Genomic DNA, 17,191 nt, shown 5'->3' on the forward strand with positions numbered 1-17,191 from the left:
GGTGCCGGAGCGCAGGCGCAGGTTGGCGGCGGGATTGGAGACGAGCTGGACGCCGCGTTCGGCCAGCAGATCATACTCGTCCGACCGGAGCTGCACGCCGTGGGCGACCGCCAGACGCGGCGAGAGGAAGCCGATCTCGTCGAGATAACGGACGATGCCCTGCGGGAAGCGACGGTCTAGCCATGCCCGCTGCCGCGGGCTTTCCAGCAGGTGCATATGGATGCGGCGGATGTTGGTGGCCGACGCCTCGGCAATCGCTTCGAGCAGGGCGTTGGAGCACCATTGCGGGCCGACTGGGCCATACTGGACATCGACTAGCGGATTGGTATTCGCGGTTGCCACTGCATCGGCGGCGGCGAGCTGATCGCGGAAAGGCGCATAACGGGGCGCAAGGGGCGACAGTGCCTCCCAGTCCACACCGCTCAGGAACGACTTCAACCGTTCGGGGCCGCCGTCATAGGCCCAGGCGTCGTGGTCGAGCAGCGGGCAGGAGAGGCCGAGCCGGATGCCGACATCCTTTGCGGCGCGGATCACCTCCAGGGCCTCGTCGACCATGCGGGCCGCATTGAGGGAATTGTGGCAATGGATGGTCGCGGCGACGCCGGTCTTTGCGAGGCGGCCGAAGGCGACGAGGGCTTCGAGATAGGCATCCGTGCGGGGCCGCAGCCGCATCGTCGGGATCCAGCTTTCCAGCGCGTCGTCGAGGCTGCCGAAATCGAGCGTGCGGATGCCGTAGCCATGGTCATGGGCGTTGACCGGCATCGGCATGAGAAGATCGCCGGGGACGAGCGGGATGGCGGAGGCCAGAGTGGGAAGGGCGGTCTGCATCGCCTCGCCGCGCACGGCCTTTTGATGGCCGGGATGCTGCAGGAAGCGCTTGTCCTCGTTCGATGTCACCGCTTGATGACCTCCGCGATTTGGTTGCTGAACTTTTCGAGATCGACGCTCAGCGCCTCGATGACTGCCTCCGTCGCGTGGGTGAGCTGCCGGTTATGGGGCGCGACGATGCCGACCTCCATGTTCTGCAGGCGGGAGCCGGCGATCGGCAGGGCAACCACGTCGCCGGCCTTCAACTCCTTCAGGAGGCCGAGCGGGGTGAAGAAGGCGACGCCTTCGCCGGACAGGATCAGCGGCTTCAGCATCATCTGGTTGTTGGTGGCGACAAGGGTTCGCCCGACGCGATCGAGCGAGGCGAGTTCGACAGCGATCATCGAGCTCATCACCTCGTTGTCGAGCTGCAGCAGCAGCTTGAACTGGGCGCATTCCTGCAGGGTGGCGCTTTTCTGGCGGGCCAGCGGATGGTGTTTGGCGACCATGACCATCAGCGGCATGCGCACGCCGTGGACCAGCTTGATATCGTGTGGCCGGGCGAGATCGAAGGTGATGCCGATATCGCAGTCGCCGTCGGCAACGAAATGGAAGATGTTGTTGAAGTTGTCGGCGCGGATGCGGAAGTCGACGGCGGGGTTCTTGCGATGAAATCCCATCACGAATTCGGGCATGAACTGCACAGCAAGGCTGTCGAGGCAGGCGATGTGGACGCGGCCGGTGCGCTTGCCCTGCAGGTCGCCGAGATCCGATTTCATGATCTCGTAGTGATGAATAGTCTCCTTGGCGTGCTTCAGCACCACCTTGCCGGCGGAGGTGAGGCGCAGGCCATCGGAGAACCGTTCGAACAGCGGCGTGCCGAGCTCGTCCTCAAGCTTGCGGATTTGCCGGCTGACGGCGGAGGTCGCGACGTGCAGCTCTTCGGAGGCCTTGCGGATCGAGCCGGCGCGCGCAACTTCGACGAAATATTTCAGGATACTGGCGTGCATATTCATCCCCCAAGATCCTGAAATTCATACCATACCTGAAGCGTGTTGCGATCCTTCGGATTCGCTTGCCACGCTTCCGTTCCTTGTTGGATGCATGTCTTTACCGCAAAACCGCCGCACACTTTTGCGCGACATGCATCAGCGGCCCTGCCAAACCGGAACGCGCTTTTCGCGGAAGGCCGTGACACCTTCGACAGCGTCTTCGCTTTGAAGCGCACGGATGAGCGCGGGGGTGCGCAATCCTTGAGCTTCCGCGGGGCTGAGATGACCCGTGCGGTTGACCGTCTGCTTGATTGCCTTCAGCGACAACGGAGCACAGGCGATGATGTCGCCCACCCATCTGTCGACGGCTGCATCTAGTTGATCGAAGGGCACGGTCTCGTTGACGATGCCGAAGCCCTGCATTTCGGCGGCGGTGAACTGCCGGCCGGTCAGCATCACGGCCATGGCGAGGTTGTGCGGGATTTTGCGCTGGAGGAGCACCATGCCGCCGTCGAGCGGCATGCGGCCGACGCGCGCCTCCGGCAGGCCGAATTTCGCGGTGTCGGCGGCGATCACGATGTCGCAGCCGAGCACCATTTCAAAACCGCCTCCGAGTGCGTAGCCGTTGACGCGGGCGATCACCGGCACGTCCAGCGATTTGCGGAAGGCGAGACCGCCGAAGCCGTTGGTGCGGCTTTCCGCCCAATATTCGAGGCCACTCTTGGTGGCGCCGCCCTTGAGATCGGCGCCGGTGCAGAAGGCCTTTTGGCCGCTGCCGGTCAGGACCACGCAGGAGATGTCGTCGCGGGCCTCGATCTCGGTCCAGATCGCCTCGAGTTCCTTTTCGGTCGCGGCATCGACGGCGTTCATGCGGTCCGGGCGGTCAAGCGTGACCCGTGCGACCCGGTTCTCGACGGAAAATCCGACGGTCATGCCGCGTCTCCGCGGCGGGCTTCGAGGGAAGTCAGGATCTCGTCATTGTGCTGACCGAGCCGCGGCGGCGCGATGCGCACCGAAACCGGAGCGGCCGACATGTCGATTGGCGAACCGATCAGGCGGATGGGACCGGCAGCCGTTTCACCCGCTTCGAGGATCATCTTGTTGATGACGGTCTGCGGGTCCTGCAGCGCTTCGGCAAGGTTGCGCACGGGCGCACAGAGGATATCGACCTCTTCCAGGCGCTTCAGCCAATGGGTATTGCTATTCGTGGCAAAATTCTCGCGGAAGATCGCCTGCAGTTCTGGCCGATGCGCCATCTGGGAATCGAAATCCTTATAGCGCGGTTGCGCGGAAAGATCTTCGATTTCGAGCGCGTTGCAGATGTCCTGCAGCGGGTTCTGCTTGAAGGCGCCGACCATGACGATCGCGCCGTCGGTCGTGTCGAAGACGCCGGTCAGCGGGAAGGCGCCCCAGTTCAAATCCTTCTGGCGCATCATGTGCGCGGCACCTTCCTGCATCTGCATGGCGAGCATGGAATTGTAGAGGCTGACGGCGACCTGCTGGCCTTCGCCGGTCTTTTGCCGATGCAACAGCGCCAGAAGGATGCCCTGGACGAGATGCATGCCGGCGGAATAGTCGGCAAGTGGCGTGGCATAGATCGAGGTCGGATGGGCGCTGTCGGACTTGCGGCGCATGACGCCTGACAGAGCCTGGGCGAGAATGTCCTGGCCGCCCTTGTGCTGGTAGGGGCCGGTGAGGCCGAAACCGGTGCCGACGGCGTAGATCAGCCGCTTATTGATCTTCTTCAGGTCGTCGTAACCGAAGCCCATGCGCTCCATCACGCCGGGGCGGAAGTTGTTGACCACGACGTCGGCGCCGGCGATCAGTGTCAGCACGGCGTCGCGGGCTTCGGTGAGCTTCAGATCCAACGCCAGGCTCTTCTTGTTGCGGTTCAGCGAGCAGAAGACCGGGTTGTTGAGACCGTCCGGGTCGGAGCCCAGCGACCAGCGCGACAGGTCGCCGATCTTGGCCTTCTCGATCTTGATGACTTCGGCACCGTAGTCGGCGAGCGTCTGGGTGCAGCAGGGGCCGAGCATGACCTGCGTGAAATCGATCACGCGGATGCCGTCGAGGGGTAGAGAGTTCATTCCGCAGCCTCCAGGAATGTTGCATTGTCGGAGGGCACGTCGCCGGGATCGGCACCCTGGGCCCGCATCTGTTTCTGGATCGCACGAACATCGGCTTTCCGAACGGTGGTTCCGGCATTGAGCGCCACGACGGCGGCGACGCCTGCGGCCTCGCCCATCGCCATGCAGGGCGGAATCTCGCGGCTCGATTTCTGCGCCTGCGGTGTCGCCGAGTAGTGACGTCCGGCGACGATCAGCTGGTCGACTTCGCGCGGCAGCATTGAGCGGTAGGGCGTGTAATAGTCGCGGCCGCGGCAGACGGTGTCGGAGAAGTGGATGCGGTTCATCACGTCGTCCTTCGTGACCACGTACTCGCCTTCGAGAAGTCGCGTCTGGCGCACACCGGTCTGGGGCGCGAAATCGACCACATAGGCCTTCTCGAAGCCGGGCATCTTTTCACGGGTGAAATCGAGCAGGCGGGCGATACGGTTGCGGCCTTCGATTTCCGCCTTGGTGAGATCCTCGGTCTTGAGGCCGGAGAGGTTCGGCATATGCGGGCAGTTGAGCCAGACGACGCCGGGCAGCGGGGTCTTCAGCCACCAGAAGGACCAGCAGCCGCCGATCAGGCGTTTTGCCTCGTGGTCGATCTTTTTGAAGGCTTCCGGCTCCTCGAATTCGAAGCGCTCGGCAGCATCGGTATCGACGCCGCCCCAGCGGGAGACGGTGGTCAGGATGAAGTTGGATTCCACATGCGAGGCGCCGGCAGACGCCGCGACATCGAGATCGCCGGTCGTGTCGATGACGATATCGCCGAGGATCGCTTCCATGCCCGACTTGGTCTGGCAGATGACGCCCTTGATGGTCTTGCCTTCCATGATCGCGGAGGAGAACCAGCTATGAGTCCTGAGCTTGACGCCGGCTTCGGTCAGCACGTCATAGGAGGCGCGTTTGAAACCGTCCGGATCGAAGGCGGCGGAAAAGCAGATCGGGTGCGGCATTGACTGGGTGTGGAAGTCGAACAGGCCCCAGCGCGCCCAGCGCCGCCAGGCGTCCGGCGTCTCGCGGATGTCGAGTTCGCGGTCGCGGCCGGTTGGCGTGACGCAGAGATTCCACTTCTTCATCCGCTCGATCATCTCCATGCAGATGCCCTGCACGGTGATTTCGAGGTTGTTGATCATGTCGTCGAGCACCAGCACCATGCCGCCGGCGGCAAGCCCGCCGACGTAAGGATAGCGTTCGAGGAGGGTCACCTTGGCGCCGTTGCGGGCCGCGGAAACGGCTGCGGAAATGCCCGCCGGCCCCCCGCCGACCACCACCACATCGGAACGGTCGACCACTGCGACGTTGCGCGCCGCCTGAAGAATTGTCTGTTGCATTGGTTCAAACTCCCAAAGAGTTGGGCCTGAGGACAGTTGGCTAGGTGTGTTGGGCTCAGTGCGATCCGGCCGGCTTCCAGCGGATCATCCGGGCTTCGATCACCGAGACGATGAAGAAGAGGACGACGGCAAGGACCGCGGCGATCACGACGGTTGCGTAAAGCAGCGGCGAGCGGAAATTGTAGGTCGCCTCGATGATCAGGGCGCCGAGGCCGAAGCTGGAGCCGATCCATTCGGCGACGATGGCGCCCATGACGCTGCTGGTCGCGGCGATCTTTAACGCCGCAAACAGGAACGGCATAGAACTCGGCAGCCGCACCTTCCAGAGGATTTCCGTGTTGCTGGCAGACAGCACCCGCATCAGGTCGAGCATGGCGGGGCTCGCGGATTTCAGGCCCTGAACCATGTTGACCAAAGTCGGGAAGAAGCAGATCAGCCCGGCGATGATGATTTTTGGCGCAAGCCCGTTGCCGAAGATGAGCACAAGAATCGGGGCGAGCGCGATGATCGGGATCGCCTTGATGAAGACGGCGATCGGATAGAAAGCTTTTTCCGCCGTCGAACTGTGGACAAACCAGATCGCCAGCAGGATGGCGACGAGATTACCGAAAACGAAGCCAAGGAAGGCTTCGAGGATCGTCGGCAGCATGTTGGTCCAGAGGATCTTGGCGTTGTCTTGGAAGGCGTAGGCGACGTCGACCGGGCTCGGAGCCATGAAGGTCGGGATCTTGAAGAACCAGACGACGAACTGCCAGAGGACCACAAGCCCGACGGCGGCTGATATCGCCGGCATATGTTTGACGAACACGCCGGCCGTGGCATCGAGAAGCGCGATCTTGCGCTCGGGTGGGGCACCGGTCTTGGTGGTGGAGGAAACGACGTGGCTCACAGGCATTCCTCCAAAAGGCGGCGCAGATGCGCGGTGACGCCGATGAATTCGACGGTGTCACGCACGGCAAGCGAACGCGGGAAGGGGAGATCGACCTTCATGAATTCCTTGACGCGACCCGGATGGGCTTGAAGCATCAGCACGTTCTGGCCGAGGAAAGCCGCTTCCGGGATGGAATGGGTGACGAACAGGATCGTCGTTCCCGTTTCCTGCCAGACGCGCAGCAGTTCCTCGTTCAGCCGATCACGGGTGATCTCGTCCAGTGCCCCGAATGGTTCGTCCATCAGAAGGATGCGCGGCCGCGTGATCAGCGCGCGGGCGATCGCCACGCGCTGGCGCATGCCGCCTGAGAGCTCGTGAGGGAGCGCATTTTCGCGCCCCTTCAGCCCGACCATCGCCAGCAGTTCATGCGGGTCCGCGTGGTCGCCGGTTTGGGCGTGTTTTCCGACTTCCAGCGGCAGTCGGACATTGTCGAGCACGTTCCGCCAGGGAAGCAGCGTCGCGTCCTGGAAAACGAAGGCGAAGTCGCGGCTCTCGCGAGCTTCCTGCGGGCTGCGACCGAAGACGGAAATCGAACCGTCGCTGATGTGGACGAGATCCGCCACACATCTGAGCAGGGTCGATTTTCCGCAGCCGGACGGCCCAAGCATGGTGACGAAGGCGCCTTCCGATATGTCCACGGAAACGTCGGAAAGGGCCGTGAATTCGTTGTTCCTGTCGCCGAACCTGACGGAAAGGTTTCGGATCGAAACTGCCGTCGTTGCCGGTTCGGTCTGGGGAACGCTTGGCATCAACTTCGCCGTTCCTAACATGGCCATCACCCCACCTGTTTGCGGATGTCGCTGGTGGCTTCGAGGATGGAGAAGTTCGCGACGTCGTCGACCGTCGGAACCGTTCCCTTGAACTGCTTGAGATCGGCATAGGCCTTGATCTGCGCGGCCCAGTTTTCACGCGACATGGTGCCCCAGCCGGACGCCTTGGTGGTGGCGCCGAAGGAGAAGTCGACGCACGGGGCCACGGCTTTCATTTCGCTGGCCTTGTCGAGGATCGGATAGGCCTCACAGAGCATCTCGACCGCTTCCTTCTGGTTGTTGCGGACATAACCCCAGCCCTTGGCAGCGGCGCGGGTGAAACGTTCGAGAACATCGGAATGTTTGGCGATCTGGTCGTCGGTCGTGTAGTAGACGTTGGCATAGAGCTGCAGGCCGCTGTCCCACAGCATCATGTCGACGCGGTTGTCGCCGAGGACATCGAGGGCATTGACGTTGGTGAGCCAGCCGGTGACCGCATCAGCCTGACCGGTGATCAGCTGGTTCATGTCCGAACCCATGTTGACCATCTTCACCTGGTCCTCGGCGATGCCGTTCTGAGCGAGCAGTGCGCGCAGCAGGATGAAGGCGGTCGGCTGGGTGGCGATCGTCTTGCCGATCATGTCTTTCGGGGTCTTGATCGCCTTGTTCTTCAGCGAAAAATAAGTGAAGGGGTGCTTCTGGTAGCCGGACAGGAAGGCCTTGACCGGCAGGCCTGCCGAACGCGCCAGCATCACGGACGGGCTGGAGGAAATCTGGCCGGTTGCGGACTGGCCCGATGCCACGCCCGCGACGCCGTCGACGCTCGGTCCGCCGGGGACGATTTCAAGCTCGATGCCCTGTTCTTCGAAGAAACCCTTCTTGATGGCGGCGACTTCGCCGAGTACGCCGTTCGAGACGAGCCAGCCGAGCTGCATGCGCACCTTGGCCACATCCTTGGCATTGCCGGCGCGGATGCCGAGGACGCTGGAGGCGGCGGCGAAGCCACCCAAGGCCGCAGCGTTGGATATGAAACGGCGGCGATTCAGTGTGAAATGAGACATAGCGTTCCCCTGTTGGCCTTATGGCCTGATACATTTTCGCTTGACTTGGCCGGTCTCAGCGCCGGATTGAGGGGAGGATGGCGCAATGTCGCGTTCTAATAAAGAACAATATTTCGCATATTTAGTTGCCGAAAAGGCAACGCCAAAACGCGCGGCGATTCTATTGAATTTGCAATCGTCAAGTCCGTCGCCCGAACCGAAGCATCGATTTAACGCCAAGACTTTGCGAAGCCCTGATTTATGGTGGACGTTTACTTAATTATCCACTCAAGATAGAAAATGCTTGCAGGGGTACTCGGCAACTTATCGATGATAGGATACAAATAACACGTCAGTATCCTAGTGCCAAAGAGATGGTCCCTCAGTGAGCAAAGCACCGAATGCAGCCGACAGAGAGGTTGGAAAGCGGATCCGCCTCTACAGGCGAGAGAAAAAACTTACTCAGCCGCAACTTGCCCACCATGTGGGCATCACGTCTCAGCAGCTTCAGAAATATGAAAATGGCATTAATCGGATTGCTGTCGGCAAGCTCGTGGAGATCGCGACCGCGCTGAAGGTCGAGATGGTGGCGTTCTTCGATCGGATCCCGACAGTCGAACCATCGAACGACAATCAGCTCGAAGACCCGCAATTCGATTTCACCCATGAAGCGCTGCTGATGAGCACCGCATTCATGAGCATTTCCAAACCGGTTCTTCGCAAACGCATCCTGGAATTGGTTCAGGCGGTTGTTGCAAGGGAATTCGAGGCGGAGGCGCTTTTGGCCGATATCGAAAGACAGCCGGCCCAGTCAGCGGTCCCTGACGTTTAAGTCCTGGGACCGTCCTCATCGAGGGCTATCTTCGTCTTGCTGCGGAATATCGCATTCAGCTTCACGCTCCTCTCGTTTTCGGGACTGGTGCCTTCCCAATCGAGCGAGAGTTGAAGAAGAGCCATGTTCGTCAAGTGGACGACCGTGGAGAGCTGAAGTGATTCCGCTTCCTTGTTGACCGCGGAAAGCATGCGGAACAGGCGGGCAAATTCGTCGCTGGCGACGTCGTGGGCGAGATCAATCATTCATGGATCCTTGCGCCGAGTCCATCTCGTCGCGCAGTTTTTCCCAATGGGCGGTCTGTGCGAACGTCCATTTGGAGTGTTTACGGGAACTGGTAATGCCGTTGAGCCAAACGAGAACGGCCCTCGCATCCTCACGTTTCAATTCCACCTTGTGGCGTTTGATGTCGTGAAGGATCACCGCACCGCGCTGAGGATCACTGAACTCGCATCGTTCGAGAATGGCCTGATAGGTCCGCTCGGTGTAGTGCATGAAATTGGCAACGAGAAAAAACCGTTCCCGCTCTGCAGCTGAAATGAGCCCCATCCGCCCAAGCTTGCGGATCGTCGCCTCGTAATCGACGCGCGGCACCGAGAGCGGCATCCATCCGAGCTCCTCGGGGCCGTGGATCAATGCCACGGCCTCGTCGTCGATCAGCCGGCCGGCTGCATAGTCGGAATATATCCGGCCGATGCCGATCATTCCGAATGCCTCGCATTCGGCAGCGCGCAGCGCCCCCATGCTCGAGCCGCCGCCGATGGAGACATCGCGGCTCAGCGCATAAAGAATCTCCTTGTGCCACACGGAGGCGGACTCGCCGAAATAGCCGTCGATCAGGGCGATCGCCGTGGCGCCGTCCTCGACCGCCTTCAGGATGTCTCCGCGGGCCGCAGGTCCGCGGAAGGTCAGCGACGGGAATCGCTGTTTCATCTGGCGGGTCGACGACCCGAGGCTTGGCCCGACGAAAACGACTTTCAATGCCGTGATCTCCTTATGGCATTTGCAGCGCGGATACCGAGCTGCAAATATTGTCCGGAAAGTTCGACTTCCAGGCCTGGAACGATGACCCGGACGACCGAAACGGGGAGCCCGGCATCCTGCATGGGAACCGCAACCACCTGCCTGATGCCGGCAAGTCTGAGACGACCGAGTATGTGATCGATCGTGCCGTTGATGGAGTGGCGGGTTGCGTCAAGCTCGCGATACTGGACCGGGCGCCTGTCCAGCGACGATAGGGCGACTAGGCGGCTGAGAGCGTTATCCGCCCGTATGTGCTGATAGATGCGGGGCGAAAAATCGTCGCGGCTGCCGGCAATCGCGGTCAGACGGCTCTGTGCTGCTTCGGTTATGGCGCGCAGCATTGCGCGCACCGGGTCGGGATGGCAGCCGCAGCCGCCGCAAATCTGGCTCCAGCGCGGGTCTGATCGCTTGGCCGTGGCGTCCGGGATAAGCACGGCCAGAAATGCCGGAACCTGGAGGTCTGTCGTCATGTCGAGGAGAAGGAGCTGCATGCCCGCATTGCGAAGGCGGCTGACCATGAGGTCGAGCACGGCATCCTCGACGCTGGCCGGATCGACGAGGCAGGCATTCAATTCGTCCTCGGATTTGAACTGGACAAGGGTCCAGGCATCGCGCTCGACGAGTTCGCACAGCCCGTGCAGGAGTGCCTCCGCATGGGTGTTTCCGGATGCGAGGCCATCGCTGGACTGCTCGAACCCGGCAGGCCGTTCGCCTCGGTGATCCATCCCGGCGAGCCACCAGGGTACCATGATCTGATTGCCGGAGAGGATGTCGAGACCGGTGACCCAGGGTATCTGACGGTCGCCGATTTCGGAGGGCACGCACCGTGCGGTCGAATGAAGGTCGATCATACCCGCGGCAGAGCCGGCGACGTCGTTGACGGTCGCCCAGGTCAGCGATGCCGGTTCGACCTCGGCAACCCGTGTCTCCAGGGCTTCCATGGCGGCTGAGGTGCGCGCCGCATCGGTATCAACGCCTTTGCCCTGGAAGACGGAGAGAGTGTAGCTGTTGGGCCGCGTCGCAAAGGCGACGGGAATGCCGACCCGGTCGAGGCCGGTCAGGAAGCCGACCCGGGTAATGCCGAGATCTCTGAAAAACGGGCTGATCGCGTCGAAGGTTTCCGCCGGCGACACGCGCCGGTCATGATACGTGCTGAAACCCTGCTCCCGCTGTGTGAGGGAGGCTGCGAATTTCTGGATCGTCTGCGTCGATGACTGGATCTGCATCATCATTTCCGGCTGCCAAATTTCGAATGACCCCGATCTCGAACGAGATTGGGCGGGCGACTGCCGGGTTTGCAAAAGTGGTTGCGATGCCGAACTCATGCCGTCGAATCGTCCTCTCCAAGGGTCTCTAGTGCAGAAGAAACCAAAGGCACCGTGACTTGGGCGTGACAGGCTTGTTTAGGGGGCTTGTATGGCTACTTGAACGATCTTTTGCTTGGCGGCTCGTGGTTAAGCCCAAGGCAACCGTCGGCACCTTGGGCTTCCAGGCTCATTACTGATATCTCATTGCATGCGTGACCTGAGAGAGCGCGTTCGCGGCAATCTCGGTCCGGCCGCCAAGCACGGCTTCGGCAGCGGCGGAAAACCGCAACGTCGGGGCAGAGGTAGTGGTTTCGACCGGCTTGGATGTCTTGAACTTCGTTTCCATGCTTTCTCTCCGCTAATAGGCAGCTTGTGCTGCGTTGCGTAGAGAAAGGACCACACCGGGTGTTATTCCAGCGTGACAGGCATTTTCACGCCTTTTTACGGCAGCCCGGCGAGCCTGAGGCCGTGAATGAGCAGCTCGGCATGCGCCGGGTCGCGGTCAGGCACGAAGTAACGGATATCTTCGCTCCGGAAATCGGGGAAGTTTTCCCGGACGATCGCCGCATATCTACGCGCGGCCGGCATGTCGCCTGCCATCGCGTGACTGGCGGCAAGCAGCCGCGCGGTGGCGTGTTTGCTGCGGACCGGGTCGATCGTATCGATCGCTTTTGAATATTCCTGGCGCACGTAATGGGTGGAGCCCAGTATCCAGTAGTAATAATCCGGCGGCAGAGGGTTCAGCTTGAAGGCGGCGAGCCCGAGATCGAGAGCCTTGTCCAGGTCGCCGGCATGCGACAGAGCGTCCGAATAATCTATCAGCACGTCCGCGTCGCTCGGATTAAGGTTCTGAGCCTCCTGAAAAAGGTCCAGGCTTTCGTCGAAACGTCGGCGATAAAGCGAGATGAAGCCGAGCTCGCGGAAAGCGCGGCCGCTGCCGGGATCGAGATCGCGGGATGCGCGGGCGGATTGATTGGCGACATCCAGTAGCTCGTTGTCCTTCATGCCGCGAACCAGCCATTCCATGCCGAGCGACCGCGAAATTCCGGCATGCGCCGGCGAAAAACTGTCACACCGCTTGACCGCCGACTTGAACCATTTGCGCGCCTGACGCAGATGCGGCAGGTCCGTGCCGGACAGATAGCGCTTTCCTTCGAGGTAAAGGCGGTAGGCAGAGGGGTCGACGTCATCCAGGGACCTGGCGATTTCATGCCGTTCGATGACATCGGTCAGCGACATCGAGATGCGCCGTGCCAACTGACTGAAAGATGCTCTCATCTGCTGGACGTCGAGCGGCAGGTTGATGGCCCAGAGCACTTCGCCGGTGCCCACCCGCGTCAGCCTGCAGGTCGCAAAAATCTCGTCGCCTTCCCCCTGGATCGTCACGAATACGGAATAGTCGAACTGAAGGTCGCTGAGGGCCGATTGGCGTTGATTGGGATCGCCCGATCGATTGAGCAGTTCGAAACTCGTATGGGCGGCGATGATCTTGAAAACACGTTGGTGGCTGAGGCCGATCGTGACGTCTTCCAAAAGAGCTCTGCCGAGGCGCTGCACCAGTGCGTCCTGGACGATGGTCTCGGGCGGCAGGATCACCACGCGCGGCTGTGCCGGCATGACACCCCTTGGGCGTTCCTCCGCTTCGGGCGTACGGTCAGAACCCGGCCGGCTGAGGATGCCGAGTTCGTGGGCGAGCCCAACCGTCTCCGGTGTCGGCGGCGTGCCATAATCCGCCCTCAGCTGGTCCCGGCATCGGCTATAAGCCTGACGAGCGGCGGCGAAGTCACCATGGCTGACGTGATACTTCATCAGGGCTCGCGCGGCGCCCTCGTGAGAGGCATCCAGTTCGATCAGGCGGTTGGCAAGCAAGGGTAGTGACGAGGACTGCTGGTGGGACGATATCGCGAGCAGGCTTTCGATGTGGCTCAGTCGCCAGTCACCGACCTTGCGCCGCGCGTCCAGAAGCCAGTCCTCCGCTCCGCCGGTCGGAGCCTCGACGGCTTCGAGCAGTTCGCCATGAACAAGGTCCCATTTATCCTCGTCTAACGGTGCCGCCTCCATCAAGGCGAGGAGATCAACCGTGAACCGATCGCAATCAAGCCGCAGCGTTTCTTCGTCGTTGACGAGGATGGCCGGGGCGTCCGGTCCGACCGCCTTGGCGATGCGTGCCAGAAGCTGACGCAGGCTGTTGGCGCGTTTTTCCGCATCATGGGAAGGCCAGAGCAGCCGCCGTATCGTTTCGCGGTCGACCGTCAATCTGGGCGCCATCGCAACGACAGCAAATAGAAAATAGGCTTTTTCCGGCAGCGCGATGCTCACGCCGTCCAACTCAAGCGAGGGGCGACCGAGCAACCGGATTTGGAGCATCGTATTTTCGAGCATTGTATTGCTGTTCGGAACTACGCGTTGTTGTAGAAAATATGTATCGTTATGGGGACGGTCTGTACATTCATTTCTGATACTGCTGAGCTAATAAGCTCCAAGTACGAAACCCGCTTCGGCAAATTACGTTGTATTGCTCTCGTCGAAGACGCGTTTTCATCCGCCGCCGCAGGTCGGAAGCAGGTTGTAAGATATTTGCTCGACCGACATCAGGATATCGGCCTCGGTCGGGCCGGATGAGCTCAGGGTTACGCCGGGCTTCCGAGGAACTGGAAGTACGCCCAGGCGAGAACAAGGCATACGATCACGGCTGCAACAACTGCCAACTTGCGTAGCAACGGATTCGGCTCTCGCGGCGGCGGTTCCGGGCGTCGGAATTTGATGACGTTGTCGTTCATGAATCTGCTTTTACCGCTGAACGTCTTGAACCGCTACAGGGTTGCGATTGTTTTATGGTGTTGCGGGTGCGAGCCGCATCCGAGACGTGCATAACAGCACATCGATCCGCGTTCAACTTGCCATATTCACGGCAGTCCCTGCGTTCAATGGACATTCCAAGCGTGGTTCTTGACCTCCCTACTTCACTGCTCCCGCCGTCATGCCGTTGATGAACTGGCGGGACAGGATGATGTAGACGATGATGACCGGCGCCGAGGACAACAGAAGCCCCGCGAACAGCACGCCCCAATCTGTCGTGTATTCGCCCATGAAGGTCGTGAGGCCTTGCGGCAGGGTCTTCAGGTTGTCCTTCTGGATGAAGATCAGCGGGAAGAAGAAGTCGTTCCAGATCGGCACGACGTTCTGAATGCCGGCGATCACCAGGGCCGGCCGCACCAGCGGCAGCATGATCGACCACATGATCCGCGGTTCGCTGGCGCCGTCCATGCGGGCCGCGTCCTCAAGTTCGTTCGGAAGCGTGGCGATGAAGCCGGTCATGATGAAGACGGTGGTCGGCAAGCCCATCGCCACATAGATGACGATCAGCGACAGCTGCGTGTTCAGGATGCCGAGATCGCGCATCAGGATGAAGAGCGGGATGATCGCGAGCTTCAGGGGAAGCGTCAGTCCGGCCAGGAAGAACATCAGCACGAAGCTCGATCCCCGGAACTTGTAGCGACCGACCGCATAGGCCGCCATCGTCCCGAGCGTCAGGATCACGACGATCGACGCGCCGGTGACGATCACCGAATTCAGGAGATAGCGCAGGAAGTTGGTCTGGCTCCAGATCTTGACGATGTTGGCAAGGTTGGAGAAATCCGGGATGCCGAACGGCGACTGGAAGATCTGCGCATTGGTCTTGAACGCGGCAAACAGCATGATGACGATGGGGGCGAGCATCACCACCGTATTCAGGATCAGGATGATCTGGATCAGCCCATCCTTGCCGAGCGTGGCGAGCATGCCGCGCCGATCGTAATAGCTTTGCGAAGCAGTGCTCATATCTGGATTTCCCTGGCCCGCAGCTTGAAGGTGATGACGCCGGCCACCAGCGCGATGAAGACGAAGATCAGCACGGCAAGCGCGCTGCCGGCGCCGAAATCCTGGCCCGAGCCGGACATGTTGCCGAAGGCGGTGCGGTAGAAATAGAGCCCGAGCACATCGGTTGCGCCGTGCGGAGAGCCTTCAAGGCCGACCATCACGTAAGGAATCTCGAACCAGTTGAAGCTGCCGACGAAAAGAAGCGTGAAGACGACCGTGGCGCTTGGCGCCACCAGCGGCCAGACGATCTTGGTGATCTTGGTCCACTCGCTTTCGGTTTCCATGCGAACGGCATCGAGGATTTCACCCGGAATGCGCTGCATGCCTGCGAGGAAGACCAGCGTCGGGAAGCCGACCATGTGCCACGCATTGGCGAATATCAACGACCAGAGCGCGGTGGAATCCTGACCCAGCCAGGGCTGGGCAAGTCCGCCAAGGCCCAGCCCGCGGAACGAGATGTTGACCACGCCGAAAAGCGGATGAAGGAAGAGCTTCCAGAGAAAGCCAACGATGATGGTCGACAGTACGACCGGCAGGAAGACGGAAATCCGATGGAAGGCAGCACCCGGCAGCTCGCGCCAGAGACAGTAGGCGAGCAGGAATCCGACGCCGTTCTGCAGTACCATCAGCGCAAAGAAGACCCAGACGTTGTGAAGGAACGCGTTGACGGTCCAATCGGCATAAGGCTGGGTGAACAGCACCTTGTAGAAGTTTGCGAAACCGACGAATTCGCCGCGCGCCAGCCCGTTCCAATGGAAAAAGGCATAGGCGAAGGCCGAGATGATCGGGTAGACGACAAACAGCGCTACGAAGGCAAGCGGCGGCACGATCAGGGCCGAAATCCAGAGCCTTCGCGAAACAAGGGGCGATCCGGGCATTACAACTCTCTTGAGATTGGAAGCGGGGCGGCTTGCAAAGCCGTCCCGCCGCTTGAGTTCACTTCTTGAACGGGGCGTACCAGTTCGCAAGGCCGGTCGTCAGGTTCTTTCCGACCTCTTCCGGGGTCGCCTTGCCGCCAAGCAGCTTCTGGATCTCGCTCTGCAGCAGGACCGAACCGGACGGCTCGCCGTAACGGAAATGGACCAGCATCAGATAGGGGATCGAGTGCTTGTTGAGGTCGGCGACTTCGCCAAGCAGCGGGTCCTTGAACGTCACGCCGGGTACTGCCGAGATGTTGTTCAGGTCGTTGGCGAACATCTGGCCGAATTCCTGGCTGGCGAGGAAGTTCAGGAACTTGACCGAAGCTTCCTTGTTCTTGCCCTTGGCGTTTGCCGCATAACCGCCGTCGAAATAGAGGGCGACGAGCTTCTCGTCCTCGGCCTTCAGGCCGGGAGCCGCGAAGATGCCCATCTTCATGTTGGGGTTCTGCTTCTTGAAGTTGGCAAGCTCGTAGGAGCCGCCGACAAACATGCCGGCCATGCCCGATGAGAAGAGCTGCTGGGCGGAAGCGTAATCAAGGCCGATAAAGCCCTCCGGGAAATATTTGGTGATTTCCTTGAGCTTGGTGAGTGCCCCGACATAACGCTTGTCGGTGAAGTCCGCCTTGCCAGCCATCAGGTCATCGTAGAAACCGCGGCCCATGATCGAGGATACGAGGCCGCCGACCACGACTTCGTTCTGCCAGGCGGTTGCCGTGCCGTTGGCAAACGGCATGACGCCGGCAGCCTTCAGCTTTTCGGATGCCTTGATGAAGTCATCCCAGCTCTGCGGCTCGCTCAAGCCGTTCTTGTCGAAGATATCCTTGTTGTAAATCACCAGCATGGTCTGGCTGGCAAAGGGTACGGCGTAGGTGGTCTTGTTCGAACGCATCGTCTCCGAGGCGAGCGCCGGCGCGGTGAAGGTCGAGAGGGCCGGGACATTGGTCTTGTCCAGAGCCAGAAGATAGCCACCGCTCGCGATCGTTTCCATGCCGCCATAGGTGCGGGTGAACATCAGGTCCGGTCCCGAACCGCCAGCAAGCGCGGTCGACAGGATCGTGTTGTAGTTCGTCGCTTCGAACGTTTCGAACTTGACGGTGATGCCCGGGTTCTTCGTCTCGAAAGCTGAGATAAATTTCTGGTACTGGGCCTTATCTTCCTGCCGCCAGCTCCAGAAGGTCAATTCCTGCGCCATTGCCGGCAAAGCTGTCGCCAGGGCTCCCAAGGCTACTATCGTGCTGCAAACTAGCTTTTTCATCTGGTTCCATCCTCTTGGTATTTATAGGAGAC

General features: G+C 60.8%; 17 protein-coding genes. 1 reads left to right on the top strand and 16 read right to left on the bottom strand.

The window, feature by feature from the left end; all coding sequences use genetic code 11:
- The 8 genes from MOV61_RS13235 to MOV61_RS13270 all read right to left on the bottom strand — a co-directional run.
- Nucleotides 1-828, bottom strand: an 828-nt coding sequence (locus tag MOV61_RS13235; protein ID WP_258718883.1) for an amidohydrolase family protein, incomplete at its 3' end; no start/stop codon positions are given.
- Nucleotides 829-893: 65 nt separating this feature from the next.
- Nucleotides 894-1,817, bottom strand: coding sequence for a LysR family transcriptional regulator (locus MOV61_RS13240; RefSeq protein WP_038593620.1), 924 nt, complete (start codon nt 1,815-1,817; stop codon nt 894-896).
- 138 nt (nt 1,818-1,955) lie between these two features.
- Nucleotides 1,956-2,732: an enoyl-CoA hydratase-related protein gene (locus tag MOV61_RS13245; RefSeq protein WP_247136888.1), complete on the bottom strand. Its 777-nt coding sequence runs from the start codon at nt 2,730-2,732 to the stop codon at nt 1,956-1,958.
- The gene (locus tag MOV61_RS13250; RefSeq protein ID WP_247136889.1) at nt 2,729-3,886 is read right to left on the bottom strand and encodes a CaiB/BaiF CoA-transferase family protein; all 1,158 of its coding nucleotides are present in this window, start codon (nt 3,884-3,886) and stop codon (nt 2,729-2,731) included. Before MOV61_RS13250 ends, MOV61_RS13245 begins: the two co-directional genes overlap by 4 nt.
- Nucleotides 3,883-5,241, bottom strand: coding sequence for an FAD-dependent oxidoreductase (locus tag MOV61_RS13255; protein WP_247136890.1), 1,359 nt, complete (start codon nt 5,239-5,241; stop codon nt 3,883-3,885). The genes MOV61_RS13250 and MOV61_RS13255 overlap by 4 nt, the downstream gene beginning before the upstream one ends.
- Nucleotides 5,242-5,296: 55 nt before the next feature.
- Nucleotides 5,297-6,130: an ABC transporter permease gene (locus tag MOV61_RS13260; protein WP_247136891.1), complete on the bottom strand. Its 834-nt coding sequence runs from the start codon at nt 6,128-6,130 to the stop codon at nt 5,297-5,299.
- Nucleotides 6,127-6,921 carry an ABC transporter ATP-binding protein gene (locus MOV61_RS13265; protein WP_247136892.1) on the bottom strand — a complete coding sequence of 265 codons (795 nt, stop codon included), beginning with the start codon at nt 6,919-6,921 and terminating at the stop codon, nt 6,127-6,129. Before MOV61_RS13265 ends, MOV61_RS13260 begins: the two co-directional genes overlap by 4 nt.
- A gap of 26 nt (nt 6,922-6,947) precedes the next feature.
- A complete protein-coding gene (locus MOV61_RS13270; RefSeq protein WP_247136893.1) occupies nt 6,948-7,982 on the bottom strand; it encodes an ABC transporter substrate-binding protein in 1,035 nt (344 codons plus the stop codon).
- Between the two features lie 364 nt (nt 7,983-8,346).
- On the opposite strand from MOV61_RS13270, the gene MOV61_RS13275 reads away from it, so the two are divergent.
- The gene (locus MOV61_RS13275; protein ID WP_247136894.1) at nt 8,347-8,793 is read left to right on the top strand and encodes a helix-turn-helix domain-containing protein; all 447 of its coding nucleotides are present in this window, start codon (nt 8,347-8,349) and stop codon (nt 8,791-8,793) included.
- On the opposite strand, the gene MOV61_RS13280 is transcribed toward MOV61_RS13275, so the two are convergent.
- The 8 genes from MOV61_RS13280 to MOV61_RS13315 form a co-directional block, all read right to left on the bottom strand.
- Nucleotides 8,790-9,038 (bottom strand): hypothetical protein, encoded by a 249-nt coding sequence (locus MOV61_RS13280; RefSeq protein ID WP_038588089.1) that lies wholly within the window; start codon nt 9,036-9,038, stop codon nt 8,790-8,792. The two genes, MOV61_RS13275 and MOV61_RS13280, sit on opposite strands and share 4 nt — an antisense overlap.
- On the bottom strand, nt 9,031-9,774 hold the full coding sequence (locus MOV61_RS13285; protein WP_247136895.1) for a TfuA-like protein: 744 nt from the start codon (nt 9,772-9,774) through the stop codon (nt 9,031-9,033). Before MOV61_RS13285 ends, MOV61_RS13280 begins: the two co-directional genes overlap by 8 nt.
- The gene (locus tag MOV61_RS13290) at nt 9,771-11,048 is read right to left on the bottom strand and encodes a YcaO-like family protein (protein ID WP_247136896.1); all 1,278 of its coding nucleotides are present in this window, start codon (nt 11,046-11,048) and stop codon (nt 9,771-9,773) included. The genes MOV61_RS13285 and MOV61_RS13290 overlap by 4 nt, the downstream gene beginning before the upstream one ends.
- A gap of 265 nt (nt 11,049-11,313) precedes the next feature.
- Nucleotides 11,314-11,469, bottom strand: coding sequence for a hypothetical protein (locus MOV61_RS13295; RefSeq protein WP_173426750.1), 156 nt, complete (start codon nt 11,467-11,469; stop codon nt 11,314-11,316).
- 95 nt (nt 11,470-11,564) lie between these two features.
- Nucleotides 11,565-13,505 (bottom strand): BTAD domain-containing putative transcriptional regulator, encoded by a 1,941-nt coding sequence (locus tag MOV61_RS13300; RefSeq protein WP_038543909.1) that lies wholly within the window; start codon nt 13,503-13,505, stop codon nt 11,565-11,567.
- A gap of 576 nt (nt 13,506-14,081) precedes the next feature.
- Nucleotides 14,082-14,945 (bottom strand): carbohydrate ABC transporter permease, encoded by an 864-nt coding sequence (locus tag MOV61_RS13305; RefSeq protein WP_038543907.1) that lies wholly within the window; start codon nt 14,943-14,945, stop codon nt 14,082-14,084.
- Nucleotides 14,942-15,862 (bottom strand): carbohydrate ABC transporter permease, encoded by a 921-nt coding sequence (locus MOV61_RS13310; protein ID WP_038543905.1) that lies wholly within the window; start codon nt 15,860-15,862, stop codon nt 14,942-14,944. Before MOV61_RS13310 ends, MOV61_RS13305 begins: the two co-directional genes overlap by 4 nt.
- Before the next feature lie 58 nt (nt 15,863-15,920).
- Nucleotides 15,921-17,159, bottom strand: a complete 1,239-nt coding sequence (locus tag MOV61_RS13315; protein ID WP_247032834.1) for an extracellular solute-binding protein — start codon at nt 17,157-17,159, stop codon at nt 15,921-15,923.
- Nucleotides 17,160-17,191: the final 32 nt, after the last annotated feature.

Origin of the sequence: Neorhizobium sp. BETTINA12A, assembly GCF_023006485.1 — a bacterium.
Classification (GTDB): domain Bacteria; phylum Pseudomonadota; class Alphaproteobacteria; order Rhizobiales; family Rhizobiaceae; genus Neorhizobium.